Source organism: Pseudomonas sp. GXM4, from assembly GCF_008923895.1.
GTDB lineage: Bacteria > Pseudomonadota > Gammaproteobacteria > Pseudomonadales > Pseudomonadaceae > Aquipseudomonas > Aquipseudomonas atacamensis.
Genome location: NZ_WBRZ01000002.1, coordinates 50,333 through 72,453 on the forward strand (window position 1 = coordinate 50,333; position 22,121 = coordinate 72,453).

General features: G+C 60.9%; 24 protein-coding genes. 20 read left to right on the forward strand and 4 right to left on the reverse strand.

Going from position 1 to position 22,121, the window contains the following annotated elements:
- Positions 1-5: 5 nt before the first annotated feature.
- The 3 genes from F8N49_RS00735 to F8N49_RS00745 are packed head-to-tail and all read left to right on the forward strand — an operon-like array spanning position 6 to position 4,021.
- Positions 6-1,424 carry an oligosaccharide flippase family protein gene (locus tag F8N49_RS00735; RefSeq protein ID WP_151550598.1) on the forward strand — a complete coding sequence of 473 codons (1,419 nt, stop codon included), beginning with the start codon at positions 6-8 and terminating at the stop codon, positions 1,422-1,424.
- A gap of 31 nt (positions 1,425-1,455) precedes the next feature.
- A complete protein-coding gene (gene galE, locus F8N49_RS00740) occupies positions 1,456-2,511 on the forward strand; it encodes a UDP-glucose 4-epimerase GalE (protein ID WP_071172302.1) in 1,056 nt (351 codons plus the stop codon).
- A gap of 31 nt (positions 2,512-2,542) precedes the next feature.
- A complete protein-coding gene (locus F8N49_RS00745; protein ID WP_151550599.1) occupies positions 2,543-4,021 on the forward strand; it encodes a family 16 glycosylhydrolase in 1,479 nt (492 codons plus the stop codon).
- 185 nt (positions 4,022-4,206) lie between these two features.
- Here the strand turns inward: F8N49_RS00745 and F8N49_RS00750 are convergent, their stop codons facing one another.
- Complete coding sequence (locus F8N49_RS00750) at positions 4,207-4,521, reverse strand: hypothetical protein (RefSeq protein WP_016774554.1); 315 nt, start codon at positions 4,519-4,521, stop codon at positions 4,207-4,209.
- 320 nt (positions 4,522-4,841) lie between these two features.
- Here F8N49_RS00750 and cyoA point away from each other — a divergent pair, with 320 nt between their 5' ends.
- The 9 genes from cyoA (at position 4,842) to F8N49_RS00795 (ending at position 13,451) form a co-directional block, all read left to right on the forward strand.
- Positions 4,842-5,771, forward strand: coding sequence for a ubiquinol oxidase subunit II (cyoA, locus tag F8N49_RS00755; RefSeq protein ID WP_151550600.1), 930 nt, complete (start codon positions 4,842-4,844; stop codon positions 5,769-5,771).
- A 3-nt stretch (positions 5,772-5,774) separates the two neighbouring features.
- A complete protein-coding gene (gene cyoB / locus F8N49_RS00760) occupies positions 5,775-7,748 on the forward strand; it encodes a cytochrome o ubiquinol oxidase subunit I (protein WP_039760284.1) in 1,974 nt (657 codons plus the stop codon).
- A 2-nt stretch (positions 7,749-7,750) separates the two neighbouring features.
- Positions 7,751-8,365: a cytochrome o ubiquinol oxidase subunit III gene (locus tag F8N49_RS00765; RefSeq protein WP_039760281.1), complete on the forward strand. Its 615-nt coding sequence runs from the start codon at positions 7,751-7,753 to the stop codon at positions 8,363-8,365.
- A 1-nt stretch (position 8,366) separates the two neighbouring features.
- On the forward strand, positions 8,367-8,705 hold the full coding sequence (cyoD, locus tag F8N49_RS00770) for a cytochrome o ubiquinol oxidase subunit IV (RefSeq protein WP_016774550.1): 339 nt from the start codon (positions 8,367-8,369) through the stop codon (positions 8,703-8,705).
- Entirely contained in the window at positions 8,663-9,688 is a 1,026-nt protein-coding gene (gene cyoE / locus F8N49_RS00775; protein WP_151550601.1) for a heme o synthase, read from the forward strand. Before cyoD ends, cyoE begins: the two co-directional genes overlap by 43 nt.
- The gene (locus F8N49_RS00780; protein ID WP_166554697.1) at positions 9,681-9,941 is read left to right on the forward strand and encodes a metallothionein; all 261 of its coding nucleotides are present in this window, start codon (positions 9,681-9,683) and stop codon (positions 9,939-9,941) included. Before cyoE ends, F8N49_RS00780 begins: the two co-directional genes overlap by 8 nt.
- Complete coding sequence (locus tag F8N49_RS00785; protein ID WP_151550602.1) at positions 9,938-11,122, forward strand: MFS transporter; 1,185 nt, start codon at positions 9,938-9,940, stop codon at positions 11,120-11,122. The genes F8N49_RS00780 and F8N49_RS00785 overlap by 4 nt, the downstream gene beginning before the upstream one ends.
- 27 nt (positions 11,123-11,149) lie before the next feature.
- Positions 11,150-11,824 (forward strand): polysaccharide lyase family 7 protein, encoded by a 675-nt coding sequence (locus F8N49_RS00790; RefSeq protein WP_122704543.1) that lies wholly within the window; start codon positions 11,150-11,152, stop codon positions 11,822-11,824.
- A gap of 310 nt (positions 11,825-12,134) precedes the next feature.
- A complete protein-coding gene (locus tag F8N49_RS00795; protein ID WP_372240999.1) occupies positions 12,135-13,451 on the forward strand; it encodes an MFS transporter in 1,317 nt (438 codons plus the stop codon).
- A 7-nt stretch (positions 13,452-13,458) separates the two neighbouring features.
- Here the strand turns inward: F8N49_RS00795 and F8N49_RS28160 are convergent, their stop codons facing one another.
- Together F8N49_RS28160 and F8N49_RS00800 are read right to left on the reverse strand one after the other, a co-directional pair.
- Positions 13,459-13,587: a hypothetical protein gene (locus F8N49_RS28160; protein ID WP_024012797.1), complete on the reverse strand. Its 129-nt coding sequence runs from the start codon at positions 13,585-13,587 to the stop codon at positions 13,459-13,461.
- Positions 13,588-13,719: 132 nt separating this feature from the next.
- A complete protein-coding gene (locus tag F8N49_RS00800) occupies positions 13,720-14,271 on the reverse strand; it encodes a cytochrome b (RefSeq protein WP_071172295.1) in 552 nt (183 codons plus the stop codon).
- A gap of 174 nt (positions 14,272-14,445) precedes the next feature.
- On the opposite strand from F8N49_RS00800, the gene F8N49_RS00805 reads away from it, so the two are divergent.
- From F8N49_RS00805 to F8N49_RS00840, 8 genes are read left to right on the forward strand one after another with little or no spacing between them, the layout of a single operon-like run.
- Complete coding sequence (locus F8N49_RS00805; protein ID WP_151550603.1) at positions 14,446-15,123, forward strand: thermostable hemolysin; 678 nt, start codon at positions 14,446-14,448, stop codon at positions 15,121-15,123.
- Positions 15,113-16,591 carry an AMP-binding protein gene (locus F8N49_RS00810; RefSeq protein ID WP_151550604.1) on the forward strand — a complete coding sequence of 493 codons (1,479 nt, stop codon included), beginning with the start codon at positions 15,113-15,115 and terminating at the stop codon, positions 16,589-16,591. Before F8N49_RS00805 ends, F8N49_RS00810 begins: the two co-directional genes overlap by 11 nt.
- Positions 16,591-17,265: a TenA family transcriptional regulator gene (locus F8N49_RS00815; RefSeq protein ID WP_073474673.1), complete on the forward strand. Its 675-nt coding sequence runs from the start codon at positions 16,591-16,593 to the stop codon at positions 17,263-17,265. Before F8N49_RS00810 ends, F8N49_RS00815 begins: the two co-directional genes overlap by 1 nt.
- Positions 17,252-18,061: an SDR family oxidoreductase gene (locus F8N49_RS00820; RefSeq protein ID WP_122750786.1), complete on the forward strand. Its 810-nt coding sequence runs from the start codon at positions 17,252-17,254 to the stop codon at positions 18,059-18,061. Before F8N49_RS00815 ends, F8N49_RS00820 begins: the two co-directional genes overlap by 14 nt.
- Entirely contained in the window at positions 18,058-18,702 is a 645-nt protein-coding gene (locus tag F8N49_RS00825; protein ID WP_041478760.1) for a tetratricopeptide repeat protein, read from the forward strand. Before F8N49_RS00820 ends, F8N49_RS00825 begins: the two co-directional genes overlap by 4 nt.
- A gap of 11 nt (positions 18,703-18,713) precedes the next feature.
- A complete protein-coding gene (locus F8N49_RS00830; RefSeq protein ID WP_016774538.1) occupies positions 18,714-19,376 on the forward strand; it encodes a response regulator in 663 nt (220 codons plus the stop codon).
- Positions 19,373-20,743, forward strand: a complete 1,371-nt coding sequence (locus tag F8N49_RS00835) for an ATP-binding protein (protein ID WP_151550605.1) — start codon at positions 19,373-19,375, stop codon at positions 20,741-20,743. Before F8N49_RS00830 ends, F8N49_RS00835 begins: the two co-directional genes overlap by 4 nt.
- Before the next feature lie 8 nt (positions 20,744-20,751).
- Entirely contained in the window at positions 20,752-20,955 is a 204-nt protein-coding gene (locus F8N49_RS00840; RefSeq protein ID WP_256675372.1) for a hypothetical protein, read from the forward strand.
- A gap of 18 nt (positions 20,956-20,973) precedes the next feature.
- On the opposite strand, the gene F8N49_RS00845 is transcribed toward F8N49_RS00840, so the two are convergent.
- Complete coding sequence (locus tag F8N49_RS00845) at positions 20,974-21,861, reverse strand: universal stress protein (RefSeq protein WP_151550606.1); 888 nt, start codon at positions 21,859-21,861, stop codon at positions 20,974-20,976.
- Positions 21,862-22,121: the final 260 nt, after the last annotated feature.

Consider the following 22,121-nt stretch of genomic DNA (forward strand, 5'->3'; position numbering starts at 1 on the left):
GCGCCATGGCCAACCGTCGCCTGATGACCCTCGTATGGATTTTCACCGAGAAGTTCGGCCTGATCTTTCTGTCGATGATTACCTTCGTCGTCTACGCGCATCTGCTGACGCCGACGGAGCTGGGCATCGGCACGCTGATCATCGCTGTGGTCGAAATGGTCGGCATTCTATTCTCGTCGATGCTGGAAGATCCGCTGGTGCGCCTGCAACGTGTCGAGGACAAACACATCAGCAGCGTGTTCTGGTTTGCCGTGCTGGTCAGTCTGTTGTCGATTGCTTTGATTTCGCTGGCAGTGGTGCTGTATACGCCGTCCACCGCGCTGCGCTGGATGACCGCTGTGGCCTCGGTGAAAATCCTTTTCACCCTGATGGCGCGGGTGTATGTGGCGCAAATGCGCCGCAGCGGCAATTTCAAGTTGCTGGCCTCGCGTACCTTGCTCGGCAAAGTCGCGGGCGGTGTCGGCGGTGTGGCTGTGGCGATGCTGGGTTTCGGCCCGTGGGCGGTGGTTGCCCAGGCGCTGATCATGGACGGCGTTTCCACACTGGTACTGATGCGCAGCGAGCGTCGGCGCATTCCCTTCCTTATCGACCGCCAGGTGCTAGGCGAACTGCTGCGCGCCGGTCTCCCCGTCTGCGTCAACGTGATGAGTTCGCAAACCCTGCAACGCGGCGTCAACCTGATTCTCGGCCTGACTGCCGGGGCGCATGCGGTGGGCATGTTCAACCTGGCCATGCGCATCATCGACCTGCCGCGCTCGGCGATCTACAACGGCTTGATGAGTTACGCCCTGCCGGTGTTCGCCCGGCGCAGTGCCGAACCGGCGCGGCTGATCGGGATGATTGGCGATTCCACGGCGATCAGCGGCTTCGTGCTGACACCGCTGTTCTGCGGCATCGCCCTGACCGCCGAGGACATCATCCTGCTGATCTTCGGCGCGAAATGGGCCGATGCGATTCCCTTGCTGCAAGTGCTCGCCTGCACGGCGGCGCTGGGCAACCTGGCGCTGTATGCAACCACTGCGCTGGTGGCGGTCAACCGCACGCATTTGACCCTCAAGGCGGAAGTCGCCACCACCTTGCTCGCGCTGGTGCTGGTGTATCTGCTCGGCGCGAGCTACGGCGGCATGGCGGCGGCGCTGGCTTTGCTGCTGCGCATGCTGCTGATCACGCCGTTGCAGGTACGCGGCCTGCACGCCGCGATCGGTTACGACTGGCGCAGCTTCTTTCAGTCCGGTTACCGCAGCCTGCTTGCCTCTCTCGTGATGGTCGTCGTGGTGATGTGGGCGTCGCGGCAAACCGGCCTGTCCGGCTACGCGCACCTGGCCGGCGATATTGCCATCGGCGCGCTGACCTATGCCTTGGCCTACAGCCTGCTGCACCCGCGCTGGCCGCAAGAATTCAAGTTGGTGTTTACCGCCCACTGAGCTGCATTTCCTCGCAATGGAGCACGTCGTCATGCGCAAAACCACGTTGATCACGGGCGGTGCCGGCTACATCGGTTCGCACACGGCATTGCAACTGATCGGATCCGGACACTCGGTACTGATCCTCGACAACCTGTGCAACAGCAGCCGCGAAGCAGTCGCACGGCTGGAGCTGTTGAGTCACTCGCACGTCGATTTCATCGAGGGCGATATCCGCGACGCCGCGCTGCTGGACGAGATTTTCAGCACCTACGCGATTGATGCAGTGCTGCATTTCGCCGGCCTCAAAGCCGTTGCGCAGAGCGTGCGCCGCCCGATGGATTACTACGCCAACAATGTGTTCGGCACACTGAACCTGTGTCAGGCGATGGCCCGCGCGCAGGTGTTCAATCTGGTGTTCAGTTCCTCGGCCACTGTCTATGGCGAGCCGACTGTGATGCCGATCGTGGAATCGCATGGCACCGGCAAACCGGCTAACCCGTACGGGCGCTCGAAGCTGGTGATCGAAGAACTGCTCAGCGACCTCGCCCTCGCGGATGCGCGCTGGAGCATCGCTGTGCTGCGTTACTTCAACCCGATCGGCGCGCACCAGAGCGGGCTGATCGGCGAAGCGCCCAACGGTCGGCCGAACAATCTGCTGCCGTGCCTGACCGAGGTTGCCAGCGGCCAGCGCGCTGCGTTGACTGTTTACGGCAACGACTATCCAACCGTCGACGGCACCTGTATTCGCGACTACATCCATGTGCTGGATCTGGCCGAAGGTCATCTCAAGGCGCTACAGGTTTTGCAGGACGATGAACATGGCCTGCACGTGTGGAATCTCGGCACCGGCAGCGGCTACAGCGTCTTGCAGATCATCAGCGCCTTCGAAGACGTCACCGGCCTGCGCATTCCCTACCGCTTCGCCCCGCGCCGCGCCGGTGATGTCGCCGAGTGCCGCGCCGATGCGAGCAAGGCCGGGCGCGAACTGGGCTGGCGGGCGGAGCGCGAGCTCACGCAAATGCTCATCGACAGCTGGCGCTGGCAGACCAACAACCCCTGGGGCTACCGCCCGCAACCGGCGCCGCTGCTGGCGGTGGGCACGTAATAACGGGGCAAATCCACGTTAGGGACGACTCATGAACAGATCACGCTGCTTGCTGTTGGTTTTGCTGCTGCTGAGCGCTGGCGCCAACGCCAATATTCCACGACCGGTGGCTGACGGACTGGTGCTGTGGCTGGACGGCAATGATCCGGCCTCGATGACGCTGGAGGGACAAAATCAGGTCGTGCGCTGGCTGGATAAATCCGGCAAGGGCAATGACGTGGTCGTCGACAACCGCGCGGCGACGACTTTGCCCACACGCGTCGATGGCGCCGTCAACGGCCACGGCGTGGTGCGCTTCAGCGGCACGGCGGCGTTCATGGGCCAGGCGATCCGCACAAGCAAAGGGCCGGTGACGGTGTTCGTTGTCTCGCGGCGTCTGCCCGAGCAAGCCGGCGGCAAGGCCTGGCAGCGCCTGTTCAGCTCGCGGCCGCAACTGGCGGATAACGATAACGTCGCGCCGAACTTCGGCATCAGCGTGCAGCAGACCAGCGCGTACGAGCCGGCGCTGGCGTTGCTGGAAACCACTGACGTGCCGATCGGCCCGTTCGCGGTGGCGCGCAATGTGGTGGGCACCTCGGAAATCCTCCGCGGTGACATCGCCGAAGTACTGGTTTATGACCGCCCATTCAGCAGCCAGGAAGAACGCCGCAACGTGTTCGAATATCTGGCGCAAAAGTGGGCGGTCGCCATTCCGCAACAGGTCGATGCCTGGACTCGCGTCGGTCCGCTAGGCCCGACCCCGACGCACGTTACGCCCGACCTGCCGTTATCGGACCAGGCCAATGCCGGCGGTTGGAAACGCGATACGCGGCTGTCCGACGAATTCAACGGCAGCGCCCTCGATGCCGAACGCTGGCACGTCAACAACGCCACCGGCACCGATTCCCTCGGGCGCAAACCGGCGCTGTTTTTGCCGGAGAACGCCAAGCTCGGCAACGGCAATCTGAACATCACTTTCCGCAAGCAGACCTTGCCGGAAAAATACGTCGCACTGGGCTACAAGGACTACAGCTCGGCGATGGTGCGAACCAACGAACGGGGGATGTACGGCTATTACGAAGCCCGGGCGAAACCGATGAACTCTGCCGGTTCCAGTGCCTTCTGGCTGGCCTGGACGGGGCTGCCGGACAACGCCACGGAAATCGATATCTTCGAAATCGGCGGCAAGACCCGAAACGAAGCCTTTGATCGCCGGTACAACATGAACGCGCATGTCTGGGCCAGACCGCAGAATGATCAACACTTGAGTTCCGGCAGTACCTGGGTCGCACCGTGGCGGCTGGCCAATACCTTTCACGTCTACGGCTTTGACTGGCAACCCGAGACTTTGCGCTGGTACGTCGACGGCGTGCTGGTGCGAGAGGCGAAAAACAACTACTGGCATTTCCCGATGCAAATCGTCTTCGACAGCGAAGCGATGTGGGACTGGTTCGGCGTGGTCGACGATGCTGACCTGCCGTCGGTGTTTCGCATCGATTACGTCAGGGTCTGGACGCGCTCAGAGCAATAAGGCAGCGCTCAGCGGTTACAGACCAGCGCCTGCATCTCCCCCCTGGCCTGCGCGCAGCTCCTGCGGCGTGCCGCCCCGCACGATCTCGCCTTCCTCCAGCGCCATTCCTCCCCCTCGATACGCGCAACCCCCGAAACTGCTCGGAAAGGTTGAAGCGCGCCAAGCCACCTGAGCGTTGCACACGGTCACTCATTCTCGTGACCGTGCGCATCGGCACAGGACAATCGTCCGGACTCGCCGCCGGCAATTCGTTCTGCCTGATCGATGCCACGTTTGAGCGCGTCCTCGACTTCCCACTCCACGCCGGGCAATTTCCTGATGCGCTCGTAAGCGCATTCGCCGGTCGCGGTGTAAACGCTGATGAACATTTCGACGTCGCCATCATCGGCTTCCCGTGCCCGTACCTCGATATGACAGCCGTTTTCAACCTCTTCGGTATGGCACTTTTCCGCCTTTTCCGTCGCCTTCCATTTGTTGTAGGTTTCGCCGCGTTTGAACATGTCGTACTCCTGAACTCAACTCGCTCACATCAAAGATCTTTCCTTTGGCGGAATAATTCCACGGACTGCCAAGAGGCATTTTCAGCATAGCGCGTTGATTCGCGCCCGCCGTTTCGCTAGTTCAACCGTTCGTCAGCTTGCGTAACATTCTGTAAAACCAACGCCGGAATGCTCATTCAAAAAGTTCGTGGCCCAGGCGAGCTCAAGTACAACTCGTTATTCAGCCCAGTGTGATTAGCCGGTACAGAAACAGGGGTTTCTGTCCATGGCCAACTGTTGCCCGAAGAAAACAAGGATCGATATAAAGAACAGGAGCATGTATGAAGCGAACAATCAGCTATTGCCTGGTCTATCTCGCTACCAGCGTTCTGCTCGCCGGTTGCAATCTGGTGGTGTTCAACCCCAAGGGCGATGTTGCCCGCGATGAACGCGACCTGATCATTCTCGCCACGGGCCTGATGCTGTTGGTGGTGATCCCGGTCATCGTCATGACCTTCCTGTTCGCCTATCGCTACCGCGCGACCAACAAGAAGGCCCGTTATTCGCCGCGTTGGGCCAGTTCGCACAAGATCGAAGCGGTGGTCTGGGGCGTGCCGTTCCTGATTATTTGCGTACTCGGCTGGGTGACCTGGGAAACCACCCACGCACTCGATCCGTACCGCCCGCTGGATTCCGACGTGCCGCACCTCAATGTGCAAGTGGTGGCAACGGACTGGAAATGGCTGTTCATTTACCCCGATCTGGGTATCGCCTCGGTCAATGAACTGGCGATACCGGTGAATACGCCGGTAAGTTTTACCGTCACTTCCGACGCGGCCATGACTTCATTCTTTATTCCGGCACTCGGTGGGCAGATATATGCCATGGCCGGCATGCAGACCAAGTTGCATTTGATCGCCAATGAAATCGGCCAGTATCGCGGGATTGCTGCGAACTATAACGGCCACGGTTTTTCCGACATGCACTTCAGCACCCTGGCACTCAGCGGCGCTGATTACGAGGCGTGGGTCAACAAAGTCAAAGCGACGCCCGGGCAACTTGATCAAGCCAGTTACGCGGAATTAGCCAAGCCTTCAGTGGCGCACAAGATCACTTATTACTCGGCTGTGCAGGAGCGACTGTTTCTCGACATCGTCGACAAATATGAGGGTATGAACAAAGCACCGCGCAAGAAGGAAACCCAGGTGCAACGCAACAGCGACGATGTGCGCGTCAATCAACAACCGAATCTGCTGGCCGAGGAGCGTTAAATCATGTTCGGGAAACTTTCATGGGACGCGGTTCCATTGCACGAGCCGATTGTCATGTACACCCTGGCTATCGTCGGCCTGATGGGTTTTGCCCTGGTCGGTACCGTCACCTGGAAGCGCAAGTGGGGCTACCTGTGGCGCGAGTGGTTCACTTCGGTGGATCACAAGAAAATCGGCTGCATGTACATCATCGTCGCGCTGGTCATGCTGCTGCGCGGTTTCTCCGACGCGATCATGATGCGTACCCAGCAGGCGATGGCATCCAGTGGCGGGCCGGGCTATCTGCCGCCGGAACACTACGACCAGATCTTCACCGCCCACGGCGTGATCATGATTTTCTTCATGGCCATGCCGTTCGTGGTCGGCCTGATGAACATCGTCGTGCCGTTGCAGATCGGTGCCCGCGACGTCGCCTACCCGTTCCTCAATGCGCTGAGTTTCTGGCTGTTCGTCGTGGGCGCGGCACTAGTGAATATTTCCCTGGGCGTTGGTGAGTTTGCCCGCACCGGCTGGGTCGCCTACCCGCCCCTGTCCGAGCTCGGCTACAGCCCCGGAGTCGGGGTGGATTACTACATCTGGTCATTACAGATATCCGGCATAGGGACGCTGTTAACCGGGGTTAACTTCTTCGTGACCATTCTGAAGATGCGCACCGAAGGCATGACCCTGTTCAAGATGCCGGTGTTCACCTGGAACGCACTGTGCACCTCGATCCTGATTCTCGCTGCGTTCCCGATCCTTACCGCCACCCTGCTGATGCTGACCCTCGATCGTTATCTGGGCATGCACTTCTTCACCAACGAGGCCGGCGGCAACCCGATGATGTACGTCAACCTCATCTGGGCGTGGGGCCATCCGGAGGTGTACATCCTGATCCTGCCGGCGTTCGGGATCTTCTCGGAGATCGCCGCGACCTTCAGCAGCAAGCGCCTGTTCGGCTATGTCTCGCTGGTGTGGGCGACGATTGCGATCACGATCCTGTCGTTCATCGTCTGGCTGCACCACTTTTTCACCATGGGCGCGGGGGCCAACGTCAACGCGTTCTTCGGCATCATGACGATGATCATTGCAGTGCCGACCGGGGTGAAGATCTTCACTTGGCTGTTCACCATGTATCGCGGCCGCGTGCGCTTCGAAACGCCGATGCTGTGGACGCTGGGCTTTATCGTCACGTTCAGTATCGGCGGCATGACCGGCGTGCTGCTGGCGGTGCCCGGGGCCGACTTCCTGCTGCACAACAGCCTGTTTCTGATCGCGCACTTCCATAACGTGATCATCGGTGGCGCGGTGTTCGGTTACATGGCCGGGCTGACTTACTGGTTCCCCAAGGCGTTCGGCTTCCGCCTCAACGACCGCCTCGGGCGCATTGCGTTCTGGTGCTGGCTGGTCGGTTTCTACTTCGCGTTCATGCCGTCTTACGTGCTCGGTTTCATGGGCATGACCCGGCGCCTGAACCATTTCGACAACCCGGCCTGGCAACCGTGGCTGCTGCTGGAACTGTTTGGCGTCGGCATCATTCTTTGCGGCGTGTCCGCGCAGGCGTTGCAGCTCTACGTGAGCATCCGCAACCGCGCGAAACTGCGCGACCTGACCGGCGACCCGTGGGACGGTCGCACGCTGGAATGGGCCACGGCCTCGCCGCCACCGTTCTACAACTTCGCCGAGCAACCGAAAGTCAACGATCTCGACGCCTATTGGGGCATGAAGGAGCGCGGCGTCAGCACCCTCAGTCACACCGACTACCGCGCCATTCACATGCCGCGCAACACCTCCGCCGGCCTGGTGATCAGTGTCTTCGCGCTGATCTGCAGCTTCGCCCTGGTGTGGCATATCTGGTGGCTGGCGATCTTCGGCCTGGTCGCTTCGGTGGTGGCGATGATCGTGCGCAGCTATGACGAAGACATCGACTATTTCGTCCCGGCGCAGGAAGTGGCGCGGATTGAAAAAGCGCGTCTCAAAGACTTGGCGGAGGCTTGAACATGTCCAATATCGTTCTGGATAAAGACATCGCGCACAGCCATGAACATGGCCACGAAGACGCGGGCTCGATGCGCATTTTCGGTTTCTGGATCTACCTGATGACCGACTGCATCCTTTTTGCGACGCTGTTCGCAGGCTATGCGGTACTGCGTGACAGCGTGGCTGGCGGGCCCTCGACCGTCGACATTTTCGAACTGCCCTACGTCCTTGCCGAAACCGCGTTGCTGCTGCTCAGCAGCATCACTTACGGCTACGCGATGCTGGCGATGAACCGCAATGACAAAGCCCATGTGCTGCGCTGGCTTGGCGTCACCTTCGTGCTGGGTTGCGGCTTCATCGCCATGGAAATCAACGAATTCCATCATCTGATCGCAGAAGGCTACGGGCCGGATCGCAGCGGATTCCTGACCGCGTTCTTCACCCTCGTCGGCACCCACGGCGCCCACGTGCTCAGTGGTCTGGTGTGGATGGCGGTGTTGATGCTGCAAGTGCGCAGCCGGGGCCTGACCAATACCAACACCACGCGCCTGAGTTGCTTGAGCCTGTTCTGGCACTTCCTCGATGTGGTGTGGATCTGCGTGTTTACCGTGGTTTATCTGCTGGGGGTGGTGTGACATGTATAACCAGAGTCCGATTCATAGCAGTGCCGGCACCAGCCATGGCACCAGTCGTTCGTACATGGTCGGTTTCATCATTTCGGTGATTCTGACCGTCATTCCCTTTGGCCTGGTCATGTACCCGACGTTGCCACGCAGCGTCACCGCCTGGGTGGTGGTTGCACTTGGCGTGGTGCAGGTCTTCGCCCACCTCAAATATTTCCTGCATCTGGACACCGCCAAGGAGCAACGCTGGAACCTCAGAGCGCTGATCTTCTCGGTGGTGATCATTCTTCTGCTGGTGGGGCTTTCGCTATGGATCATGGACAGCATTCACCACAACATGCTGGCGCACTGAAGCAATGGCGGCTGTCGCTGAATGTCGGGCTGGAACTGACCAAGCCCGGCATCATCGTCGGCAACCTGGCTTCGGTGTTCGGCGGCTATCTGCTTGCCGCCGGTGGCCGCCCGGTGTCCCTCGCGCATTTCTTGGCCGCCCTGCTCGGCACCGCGCTGGTCATCGCTTGCGGTTGCGTGATCAACAACTGCGTCGACCGCGATATCGACCGGCGCATGGTGCGCACCTGTCATCGGGCGCTGGCCGTTCGCGCTGTGTCGTTGCCCAGTGCGTTTTGCTACGCGACGGTGCTGGGTGTGATCGGCTTCGGTTTGCTGTGGGTCGGCACCACAGCATTGGCCTGCGCCATGGCGGCAGTCGGTGTGATCGTTTATGCGGGCGTTTATACCTGCCTGATGAAACGCCGTTCGCACTGGGGCACGCTGGTCGGCAGCCTGTCCGGGGCCATGCCGCCGGTGGTCGGTTATTGCGCCGTGACCGGCAGCTTCGATGCCACGGCGCTGATGCTCATCGTGGTGTTTTGCTGCTGGCAGATGCCCCACTCCCACGCGATCACCGTCATGCGCCACGAAGATTTTCGTGCCGCCGGATTGCCGACGTTGACGCTCAGACAGGCACGACGCGAGATCAACCTGTACATGGTCGCGTTCCTGATCAGTGCGGCGATATTGGGCTGGGTGGCGGCTATCAATGTTTCTTATCCGCTGGTGGTGCTCGGGCTGGGCGGCTACTGGTTTTATCTGACGTTGCGACCGGTGCGAACCACCAATGCGAAAGTCTGGGCGAGGCGCATCTTCAGCGTGTCGATCCTGCTGATCCTGGCGCTGAACCTTTCCCTCGCGCTGAACGCCTTGCTGCCCTCGCCCTCTGCGCTCTACCGCTCATCGGGCGTGGCGGAAAATCATCAAACGCAGGTGCGGGGCGGGTTATCAGAATCGGTAACGACTGCCTTTACAGACCACCTGGAGGAAACCCATGGCTAACGATCCTTCAACAATTGATTGCGCCTGCCCGGGCTGCACCTGCAAATGCAGCGGCGAGCAAACCTTCGAGCGTGACGGCAAGCAGTTTTGCAGTCAGGCCTGCGCCGATCTTCACCCGAAGGGCCAACCGTGCCCGTCCTCGGCCTGCCATTGCGAGCAGAACCTTGGCGCCGATGAGCGCAATGTCAGTGACTCGAAACTGGATCAGGCGGTCGAGGAAACCTTCCCTGCCAGCGATCCGATTTCCCCGTGAGCCTCAATCGACGCAGCCTCAATCTGGTCGCAGCAGCCTTCGCGCTGACCGCCTTGTCCTATGGCTTGGCGCGTTTCGCCTATGGACTGCTGCTGCCACAGATTCGTCAGGATCTGACGCTAAGCGTGACCGCTGCCGGCTGGATCGGAGGCAGTGCGTTTGCGGCTTACTGTGTGGGCATCGTTGCGACGTTTGCCTGCAACGGCAAAGTCAGTCCGCGTGGGTTGACGGTGATGGCCGGCGCCGCTGCGACGCTGGGCATGGGACTGGTGGTTGTCGCTTCGTCGGGATTGACGTTGGGTTGCGGCGTCGCGTTGGCGGGATTGAGCACGGGTCTGACTTCGCCACCATTGGCCAGTGCGGTGGCAGCGCGTCTTGATGATGCGGATCGCCCACAGGCCAATGGTTTTATCAATGCCGGGACAGCGGCGGGCATCGTTTTTTCCGGTTTGGTGGCGATATTGGCGGCCGGGCAATGGCGCCAGCTGTATGCCCTGTTTGCCTTGATCGGCATCGGCGTCACGATCTGGCTCTGGTTTGCGGTACCGCGCCGGGTCGAGCGTGACGTCGCGCAGAACTTCTCGCTGGCAATGCTGCGTCGACCCGGCGTACTGCCTTTGTGCGCCAGTGCTTTCCTGATGGGCCTGGCGAGCACGGCGATCTGGACATTCGGTGCCGATATCCTGCGCAGCGAGGCTGGACTCAGCGATCAGTCGATCGCCTGGGCGTGGATAGTCCTGGGGGCGGCGGGAATCAGCGGATGCATGACGGGCGTGTTCACCGGCCGATTCGGTGTCGTGCGTATTCAGCATCTGGCACTGGCAGGGATCGCCCTGGGGACATTGAGCCTGGCGGCCGCTGCCGTTTCAGCCGGCTGGGCCCTCGCAGCAATGTGCCTGTTTGGCGCGGCCTACATCGTTTCTTCAGGCGTTTATCTGCTGCAAGGCATCCGCCTGTTTCCGGATCGCCCGGACTTGGGGCTGGGCATTCCGTTTCTGCTTCTGGCTCTCGGTCAGACCGCTGGCACGCCGGTTTTCGGCGCTGTGCTGGAGGCTGCCGGCGTAATCGTTGCCCTTTGTGTTTTCGCGGCGGCCGCTTGCGCCGCCATGGTGCTGTGCCCAAGAGATGGTGAAAGTCCGCGCGGACAGATGTGCCAATCCACCGAAGGCTTGGGTCGCTAATGATTTTTATCGTCAGGAGTACAAACCATGGCCGTAAACATCAGCAATCTCACCCTCTCCACTCCGGTCCCCGTTTCGGCAACCAATCCGGTCGCACTTGAGCTCAACGGCGCCGAAGCCATTGCGCAGTTCCCCAGCATCGTCACGGTGCTGCCGGATGGATCGCTGCAACTGTCCGCGCCAACCAAAGGCGCCTCGAGCAAGAGCACTCACCGCACCCGCTGCGAATGGAAAGAATCCTTTTATTGGTCGCTGGGCAGCGCCGCTGACCACCTCAACTATCAGGAGATGACCGTGACCAAGGTCAACTCTGCGCAGAAAGTCGTTATTTCGCAGATGCATGTGAAAAACGACGACAGCCCCGCCATCAAGGTGTTCTGGCAGAAAGGCAACATCACCATGGGCTTCCGCCAGAGCTTCAATCAGCCCACCCCGGTCAACACCACGGTGCTCAAGGGCGTACCGCTGGGAGCGAAATTCAAGGTGACCATTCGCGCCAACTCTGCCGGCGTAGCTCGAGTCACCGTCGACTACAACGGCGTTGTCGGTACATCAGGTGATTTGCAGCTCGACTCAACGTGGAATTCGCAGGTGTTCAATTTCCACGGCGGGGTCTACAACCAGATCGACTACACCGACGCCACGCCGCCAGAGGATGGCTCGATCTGCATCATCAGTGACTTGTTGATTTCGCATACTTAGGCGCTGAAACGAGCAAGGGCCTGCGTCAGCTTTCGCTGGCAGGCCCTTGTCAGAGCTGAGCTCGATGGTGGGTTTTCAGCCTCCTCTTCGACTTCGAAATTGCCTGCGTCCTAACGTCGCAGCCTTCGGCTATTGGCAAATCCTGAGCAAGCCGTAGAATCCCGCGCGCTCTTGCAAGCGCGCGTCTGGTCACAGACGCGCGCTTGAGGGCTGGCCATGTCGTCCGACGCCACCGCCCTGCCCGATCGGCAGACATTTGCACAACACCTGTTCCAGCCTGGCAACCGCATGCGCAGAGGCGCACGTTGCGCTGTTCGATTTTCTTGAGGTTTTTATGTCTCCGCGTTTGCTGGCCATGGCGCTGGCACCCCTGCTCGGGCTGTTCATTATTGCTCTGGGCAACGGTTTTCTGTCTTCCCTGACCACCCTTCGCCTGGACGCCGCCGGCGCCTCGGCGACGATGATCGGAATTGTTTCGTCGGCCTACTTCATCGGCCTGACGCTGGGCGCGGTGTTCAACGACCGGCTGATACTGCGCATCGGCCACATTCGTGCCTACGGCAGCTTCGCCTCGCTGATCGCCGTGACGATCCTTTTGCAGGGTCTGTTCTATGACGCTTGGGGCTGGCTGGTCCTGCGCCTGATCAACGGCTGGGCCACGGTCGGTGTGTTTCTGGTGATCGAAAGCTGGCTGCTACTGGCCGGTGACGAGAAGATTCGCGGGCGCTTGCTCGCGCTGTACATGATCGTCCTTTATGGCGCTGGCGTTCTGGGCCAGGCGACGCTGGGAACCATCACCGGCATGAGCGACAGCGCGCCGTTCATGGTCGCCGGCATGCTCGCTGCGTTGTCGGTGCTGCCGATCGTGATCCTGCCGCGCGTGTCGCCGCTACTCGATCAGGTCGAGCCGCTCAAGCCCCGGCAACTGCTGGGCGTGACGCCGACCGGGCTGGTCGGCTGTTTCGGCTCGGGGGTGACCATAGCGGCGATCTACACCTTGTTGCCGCTGTATCTGCAACGCAGAGGTCTGGACGTCGGTGAAGTCGGCAGCATGATGGCCTGGACGATTCTCGGCGCGATGTTGCTGCAGTATCCGGTCGGACGCTGGTCCGACCGCACCGATCGCTTGCAGGTGCTGACCCTGCTGACGGTGGCGTGCACCGCGTTATCACTGGTGATTGTGCTGCTGCCGCTGTCTTCGACAATGCTCGCGGCAATGCTGTTTCTGCTCGGTGGCGGCGTCTTCGCGCTGTACCCGGTGGCCGTCAGCCACGCGGCCGACCGCGCCCCGGCCGAAGCGCTGGTGCCGATGATTCAGGGTTTGCTGCTGATCAACTCGCTGGGCTCGGCCATCAGCCCGATGATGATCTCGCCGGTGATGAATTCGTTCGGCGCCAACGGCCTGTTCTGGGTCTTCGCAGTGGTCAATTTGAGCATGGTCAGCTTTTTCTTCTGGCGCCGTGGCAAACGCCCGGTGCCGGCCAACCCCGCACCGTTCACGGCGGCAGCCACCTATTCGCCGACGGGTGCGGAGTTGCGGGTCACCGAGGATTTGCGCGTCGCCGCTGAGGAGCATCCGGCGATGATGGATGCGATCAGCGGGGAACTGGTGACGCAGCCACGGTGACCGCTGATCAGCAACTGCCCGGCGGGATGCCGTCCTTGTTGAAGTCCTTCAAGCGCTCGCGCTCTTCTTCGGTGGAATGCGCCGGGGTTGTTTGATCCGGTACTTCTTGCGGCACTTCGGTTTTTTCTTCAGTCATGGCTTTGCCCTCGTTGTCGATGCTGTTTCGGCATCGGCGAGGGCTGGCAGTTCCGGATTTTCAGCTCCACCGCAGCCATGCGCTTGAGTTGCGGCGAACATTCCCTTCGACGAACAGCGCCAGATGCTTGCCTCAAGAGCGGGCACGCTCAATCAACATCCTCTGCAACGTGTTGTCCTTCACCCAGTAATGGTGGAACAGCCCCGCCAGCGCGTGCAGGCCGATCAGCCAGTAGCCGGCACTGCCAATCCATTCGTGCCAGTACTTGAGTTGTTTGGCCAGGTCCGGGTCAATAGCCACCGGCGCCGGCACATGGAAGCCGAAGTACGGAAACGGCTTATCGCCCGCCGCGAGCATCAGCCACGCGAGGAGCGGTGTGGCAATCATCAATCCATACAGCGCCAGGTGTGTCAGGTGCGCGATTGCGGTCTGCCACGCCGGCGGCTTGGGGATAATCGGCGGACGCGGGGTCAGGCGGCCGATCAGGCGAATCCACACTAATGCGAAGATGCTTGCGCCAAACAGGCCATGCAGGCCCATCAGCATGCTGCGCCCCTCACTGCCCTTGGGCAGATAGCCCTTGATTTCGACGCACGCATACACCCCGACGAACAACGCCAGCATCAGCCAGTGCAGGATGATTGAGAGTTTTCCATAACGGGTTACAGCGGTGTCGCGAATCATAGGAAACGCCTCGTGATTGTTGTGGAGCGACGATCTTTCGCTGGCCTACCGTGCTCGCCCAGCCTTAAGACAGTCTGAAGATCGGCGCTGCGGTTAACGGTTTTTCATCTTCAGACTTCGTTAAGAAATGGCTTGGATACTGCGCTCAAACCCATTGAGGGAGGCGCTCTGCCCATGCCCGAATTCGACTGGAACATCCCGCTGCCCTTGCACTTCGGCCAGGCCGAATCGATGCCGATGACGCTGAGAAACGCGTTGCCGGAGGACGAGCTGCGCGCGCCCTTCGAAGCCTTTATCCAGCAGCGTTTCCGCACGGCTCACGGTGCCGAAATCCGCCATTTCATGCCCGAGCTGTTCGGCATGCACAACAGCGATGGCCAGTTGTGCGCGGTGGCCGGGGTCCGTCGAGCGCATCTGCAGGCACTGTTTCTCGAGCGCTATCTGGATGAACCGATCCAGTCGTTGATCAGCGCCGCCGCCGGTCGTGCAGTGGATCGCAAGGTCATTGTCGAAGTCGGCAACCTCGCCGCCAGCGACACCGGCAGTGCGCGCCTGAGCATCATCGCCATCACCTATCTGCTGGCCATGGGTGGCCTGGAATGGGTGACCTTCACCGGCAACATCGGGCTGGTCAACAGCTTCCATCGCCTGGGCCTGAAGCCTGTGACATTGTGCGCCGCTGATCCACAGCGACTGGGTGACGAGCGTCAACACTGGGGCAGTTATTACGAAAGCAAACCCTGGGTGCACGTCGGCAACATTCGCGCGGGATTTGTCCATCTGCGCAATATTGGCCTGTTCACTCGCCTGGGTTTGCCGACTTCTGTTGAAGGAGCCTGCCATGTCGCTTGAATTGCAACGCTTCCAGGAAACCCTGCGCGACCATGCCCGGCGCAATGACAACGCCTCAGCCCTGTGGGGCGACACGCTGAGAATAGATTACGCCACGCTGTATGCCGAGGTGTTGTATCGCCAGGAGCGCCTGCGCGATGAGCAGGTGCAGGTGATTGCGCTGGCGCTGGACAACGGCGTCGACGCGATGCTTTGGGATCTGGCTGTGTTGTTCGAAGGCTTGACCTGCGTAACGCTGCCGCCGTTTTTCAGCGCCGCGCAGCGCGCCCATTGTCTGGAGCAGAGCCAGGCCGAACGGGTGATCGCCGAGCCGCAACTGCAAGCCGAGCTGCTGGCGGCGGGCTATGAATTACGAGGTGAATTCTGGTGTCGCTCGTTCAATGGCCCCAGTCGCATGCCGGCGGGCACCGCGAAACTTACGTTTACCTCCGGGACCACCGGCACGCCGAAAGGGGTGTGCCTGAGCGCCGACAGCTTCTTGCGCGTTGCCCGGGAGCTTGATCAGGCAAGCGCAGCTACTGGGCCGGAGCACCATCTGGCGCTGTTGCCTTTGGCGATCCTGCTGGAGAACCTGGGCTGTTATGCCGCGCTGTACGCCGGTGCGGTGTTGAGCCTGCCAAGCCAGACAACCCTCGGCATTCAAGGCGCCAGCGGCATCGACGTTGCGCGCCTGCTCGGTTATCTGGCCAAGCGTGCGCCGGAGAGCCTGATACTCGTACCACAGCTTCTGCAAGTTCTGGTCAGCGCCGCTGAACAGAAGGCTTTCGATCCGCAAACTTTGCTCTTCGCCGCGGTCGGTGGCGCGCGGGTGTCAGCGGATCTGCTGCACCGCGCGCAACGGATCGGGTTATCGGTTTACGAGGGATACGGCTTGTCCGAATGCGCCTCGGTCGTATGCCTCAATCGCCCCGGCGCACGCCGTCCGGGCAGCGTCGGGCGCCCTCTGCCTCATATCGAGGTGCGGTTGGCCGAGGACGGGGAAGTGCTGATCAAGGGTTCGGTGTTGCTCGGTTATCTGGGGGAGCCGGCGTATACCGATCAATGGTGGCCGAGTGGCGATCTGGGCGAGTTCGATCCGGAAGGTTTTCTTTATCTCAAGGGCCGCAAAAAACACCAATTCGTCACCAGCTACGGGCGAAACGTCAACCCGGAATGGGTCGAGTCGGAACTGACCCAGCGCCGCCACATCGCTCAAGCGTTCGTCTATGGCGAGGCGATGCCGCACAACCACGCCCTGCTCTGGCCGCATCGTCCGGACTGCACCGATGCCGAGCTGGCCGCAGCCGTCGCCGAAGCGAACGAGGCGTTGCCCGATTACGCCCAGGTGCATCAGTGGACGCGCCTGGCGCAGCCCTTCACCGCCGCCAACGGCCTGCTCACCGCCAATGGCCGGCCGCGCCGCGACGCCATCATCGCGCAGTACCGCACGCAACTGACCGAATCCGCCACTTCCGAGGAATCCGCATAATGAGTTTTTTCGACACCCTGCAAGAAGCCACGCAACGCGAACGCCACGAGCTGTTCAACCTGCCGATCATCGTCGATGCGTTGCAAGGCAAGGTCAGCCTCGACAGCTATCGGGCCTTTCTTGCCCAGGCTTACTACCACGTGCGCCACACCGTGCCGCTGATGATGGCTTGCGGTGCACGCCTGCCGACGCGCCTGGAATGGCTGCGCAAAGCGGTGTGCGAGTACATTGAAGATGAATACGGCCACGAGCAGTGGGTGCTCAACGACATTGCCGCCTGTGGTGGTGATCGCGACGCCGTGCGCGATGGTCAGCCGTCGTTATCGATCGAGCTGATGGTCAGTTTTCTCTACGACCTGATCGCCCGGGGCAATCCGGTGGGTCTGTTCGGCATGGTAAACGTGCTCGAAGGCACCAGCATTGCCCTGGCCACCCACGCGGCGGGGAGCATTCGCGATCGCCTGACGCTGCCGGAAACGGCATTCAGCTATCTGAGCTCCCACGGCGCGCTCGACATCGAGCACATGCAGACCTATCGGCGGTTGATGAATCAGCTGGAAGACCCTGACGATCAAGCGGCGGTCATCCACGCATCGAAAGTCGTCTATCGCCTCTACACCGACATGTTCCGTGATCTGCCGCGCGATGCTGAGGCCCAACATGCAGCTGCATGAAGCCCGCGTGGTCCTGACAGGTGCCAGTGGCGGCATCGGCCTGGCCATCGCCAGTGCCTTGTGCGCCGCCGGTGCCAGGGTATTGGCCGTGGCGCGGCATCAGGAGGCGCTGTTGCCGCTGCTTGAGCGGTATCCGCAGAACCTGTGCTGGGTCGCCGCCGATCTGACCTTCCTCAGCGATCGGCGCAAAGTGTTGTCCGCCGCCGACGGCATCGGCGGCATCAATCTGCTGATCAACGCCGCCGGGGTCAATCACTTCGCCATGCTCGAACAGCTCGATGACAGTGACATCAACGCGATGCTGGCGGTGAACATCAGCGCGCCAATCTGCCTGACCAAAATGCTCTTGCCGCAGCTCAAGCAGGCTGACAGCGCGATGGTGGTCAACGTCGGCTCGACCTATGGCTCGATCGGCTACCCCGGTTACGCCAGTTATTGCGCGAGCAAATTTGCCCTGCGCGGATTCTCCGAGGCGTTGCGCCGCGAGCTGGCCGACACGCGGGTCAGCGTGTTGTATGTCGCGCCCCGGGCCACCCGCACCTCGATGAACAGCGCCGCTGCGCAAGCCTTGAACGATGCCCTCAAGGCCAGCGTTGACGATCCGCAAACCGTGGCGTCGGCAGTGATGCATGCGATTGCCGGCGACCGTCGTGACCTGTACCTAGGCTGGCCGGAGCGGTTTTTCGTCCGTTTGAACAGCTTACTGCCGCATCTGGTGGATCGCGGCCTGCGCAAGCAATTGCCACTGATCCGCCGTCTCAGTGAAAAACCTGACAACGAGGCTTCAAAGCCATGAAAAAACTTTCCACTTGCCTGCTGTTCGCCGCCCTCAGTCAAAGTGTCTGGGCGCTTGAGCCGGCTGATCAGCAACGTCTCACCGGCATCCAGCAGAACTGGGCGCACATTCAATACGAGGTGGCGGAAAAACAGCGCGCCGCGGCGTTCGAGCAATTGGCCAGCGAAGCCAACGCGTTCACCACGCAACGTCCGAATGTGGCCGAAGCCTGGATCTGGAAAGGCATCGTCACCAGCAGTTGGGCCGGTGCCGAAGGCGGGCTTGGTGCCCTGGGCAAAGCCAAGGACGCCAAGGCGGACCTGGAAAAATCCCTGACGCTTGACCCCAAGGCCCTGCAAGGCTCGGCATACACCAGCCTCGCTGCATTGTACGACCGGGTACCGGGCTGGCCGATCGGCTTCGGCGACAGCGACAAGGCCGAGCAATTGCTCAAACAAGCCCTGCAGCTCAACCCCGATGGCATCGACAGTCTGTACTTCTGGGGCGACCATCTCTACCGTCAGAAGCGCTACGCTGAAGCCAAGGCAGCGCTGATCAAGGCCAGACAAGCCGCACCCCGTGCGGGCCGCGAAAGCGCCGATGCCGGGCGTCGTAAAGAGATCGACGCCTTGCTGGTGGACGTGAACAAGAAACTCGACTGAAAGGAGTGCGCGTGCGTTTATTACTGATCGAGGACGACGTAGCGCTGGGTGAAGGCATTTACCAGGCGCTGGGTCGCGAGGGTTACACGGTCGACTGGCTCAAGGACGGCAGCAGCGCCTTGCATGCACTGCTCAGCGAAACGTTTGATGTCGCCGTGCTGGACCTCGGCCTGCCGCGCATGGATGGCCTTGAAGTGTTGCGCCGCCTGCGTGACAGCGGTTCGAACCTGCCGGTGTTGATTCTCACCGCTCGCGATGCCACCGAAGATCGCATTGCCGGACTCGACGCCGGTGCTGACGATTACCTGGTCAAACCCTTCGACCTCGCCGAACTCAAAGCCCGCCTGCGTGCCCTGTTGCGCCGCAGTGCCGGGCGCGCCCAGGCGCTGATCGAGCACGCCGGTATCAGCCTCAACCCCGGCACCCAGCAGGTCAGTTATCAAGGCCAACCGGTCGCGCTCACCCCCAAGGAATATCAGTTGCTGCACGAACTGCTGTCGCCGCCGGGGCGGGTGATGACTCGCGATCAATTGATCCAGTTGCTCTACGGCTGGAATGAAGAAGCGGAAAGCAACACCCTGGAAGTGCACATTCATCACCTGCGCAAGAAGTTCTCCACCGACCTGATCCGCACCATCCGCGGCGTGGGTTATCTGGTGGAGGAGCGTCGATGACCTCGATCCGCCGGCGCACGCTGACCCTGATCATCGGCCTGTTACTGGCCGGTCTGGCGGTACTCAGCCTCTTCAACGTGCATGACAGCAACCACGAAATCGCCGAGGTCTACGACGCGCAACTGGCGCAGAACGCACGCCTGCTGCAGGGCGTGATGCGTATGCCGATGGCGAGTACCGAGCACGCGCAGTTGTATCAGGCCTTCAATCAGGCTCTCGGGGAAGCCAAGCCACGGGTTGACGGACATCCTTACGAAAGCAAAATCGCCTTCCAGGTGTGGAACCCGCAAGGCGAGGTGCTGGTACACACCGCCAGTGCGCCCTCCTTCACTGCGCCGCCGACGAGAACGGGCTTCAGCGACGTGGTCGATCTGAAAGGTCGGCAATGGCGAGCGTTCATGCTGGAAGACAAGCAGAACGGCCTGCGCATCTGGGTCGGCGAGCGCGACGATGTGCGCACCGACCTGGTCGACCGCATCGTGCGCCACACGCTGTGGCCGAACATGCTCGGCAGCCTGATCCTCGCCGCGATGATCTGGCTGGCCATAGGCTGGGGGCTCAAGCCCCTGGCAGACATGGCGGCGACTCTGCGCGCCCGTCACAGTGGTTCACTTGAGCCGCTGCAACTGACGCCCCTGCCCAGTGAGCTGGAGCCCATGCAGGCAGCGCTCAATCGCATGCTCGCGCAGATTCAGGAGGTGCTCGGCCGGGAGCGTCGCTTTATCGCCGATGCCGCGCACGAAATGCGCACGCCGCTGGCGGTGCTGCGGGTGCATGCGCAAAATCTGCAGGAGGCCGGTACCGAAGAAGAACGTCGTGAGTCGCTGGAATTTCTGATCTCCGGAGTCGACCGCACCAGCCGACTGGTCAACCAGCTGCTGACCATGGCGCGCCTTGAACCCAAACCCGACCCGCCGCCACTGCAACGCATTGATCTCAGCGAAACCGTACGCAACAGCCTGGTGCAATTGACACCGTGGTTGCTGAGCAAACACCTTGAGTTGATCTTCGAGGTCAGCGACCAACCGTTTCATGTCCTCGCCGACCCCGCCGCCATCGATATCGCGCTGAATAACCTGATCACCAACGCGGCGAATTTCTCCCCCGAACACGGTGCGATCACCGTGCACCTGAGCGAGTCCGATGGCTTCTGTCATTTGACGGTCGACGATCAAGGGCCGGGAATCGATGAATCGGACAGAGAGCGATTGTTCGAGCGTTTCTACAGCCGTGGCACGGCGCATGGCGCCGGGTTGGGGTTGACCATTGTCAACACCATCGCGATGCGACTGAACGGACGAATTGAACTGACAAACCGCGCAGAGGGAGGTTTGAGGGCGACGTTATCGATTCCGGCAGGGGAATAATCATCCGATTGATTCAGCTGTATGCCGCCGGCCCCAAATACCTGCTGCTCAGCGCTCTGCTCTACGCGCCTGGCTCGTTGATTCACCTGGGCACGTTGAAAACGCGCCAGGGCCAGCCGCTCAGCGGTCCGGAAACGGGTGTGTTGATCATCATCTGGGCCGTCGCGATTTACGCTGGCCGGATGTTGTGGGCCGGAACGCTGACTTTGTAAGGTGCACCAGCGTTTGCGCTAGACCGCCAGTACGCTGCAGGGAACCTGGTACAGAATATGTTCGGTGGTACTTCCCAGCAGTTTTTCCAGCCCGTGACGTTGAACCCTGCCCATCACAATCACGTCCACATCGTGCTCATCGGCAAACTCACTGATCGCCGCCACGGGATGTCCCTCCCTGCTATGCCTGTGCTCGGCCGTCACACCGAATTTCCTCGCCAAAGCGCTGTAATGCGCTTGCAGTTCCTGGCGCCGGGCATTCATCAGTTCCGAAACCGTCCAGTTGTTCACCACTTCATCCAGATAGTTTTGCGAGACGTCATAGGCATATAACAGGTGCAACTCTGCACCAAACTGAGTGGCGAAGGATATGGCCTGTTCGACGATCCGGTCATTGAGAGCGCCCCCATCATCTTCGCTTGCAGCTACATCCACTGCCGCTACGACCTTGCGCGGCAGACCCGGGCCAGCAGCGCCCAACAAGTAGACCGGCACCGGACAATCACGCAGCAGCTGCCAATCCAATGGGGTAAACAAAGCGCGTTTGAGTAAGGATTCGTGCTGCACTTCCTTGATCAGCAAGTCGGGCTGGTTCACGGTGACGTGATCGAGGATCTCCCGTTTCATGTCTTCGGACCAGCCAACCTCCGTCGTCACCCGCAAACCTTCGGCTCGCAGGCTGGCAGCCTGGCATGCCAGCCACTCGTGATGGTCCTGCAAATAGGCCGCACGGGCCCTTGCCCGATCCCCTTCCTCCAGCAGCGACAGGAAATCCCACCATTTGATCAAGGCTGCGATGTGCAGCGACGCGCCGCTGGCTTTAGCCAGCGCGGCGGCCTGCCTTATCGCCGGGGAATGGCGCAGGGCCGGGTTGATGATCAGCAACAAGTGTTGATATTGGCTCATGTTTGTCTCCAGAGAGATGGACGTCTGCGCTCATGTCACTCGCCGCTGACCCGGGCCGAAAGAACCGGACAACAACGTCAATCGAGGTTGCGCCATAGCCCGGCGACTTCCTTGATAAATGTCATATGCAAGGCCCCTGGTGCGCGTCCTCCCCCTGAAAAACCTGAATATCGAGGCTTGTCCACCACCCTTGCGCAAGCGCCTGGAAAACCGACAAAGCGGCGATGAAACTGGCGAGCGACATTGATCTGGATCAATCG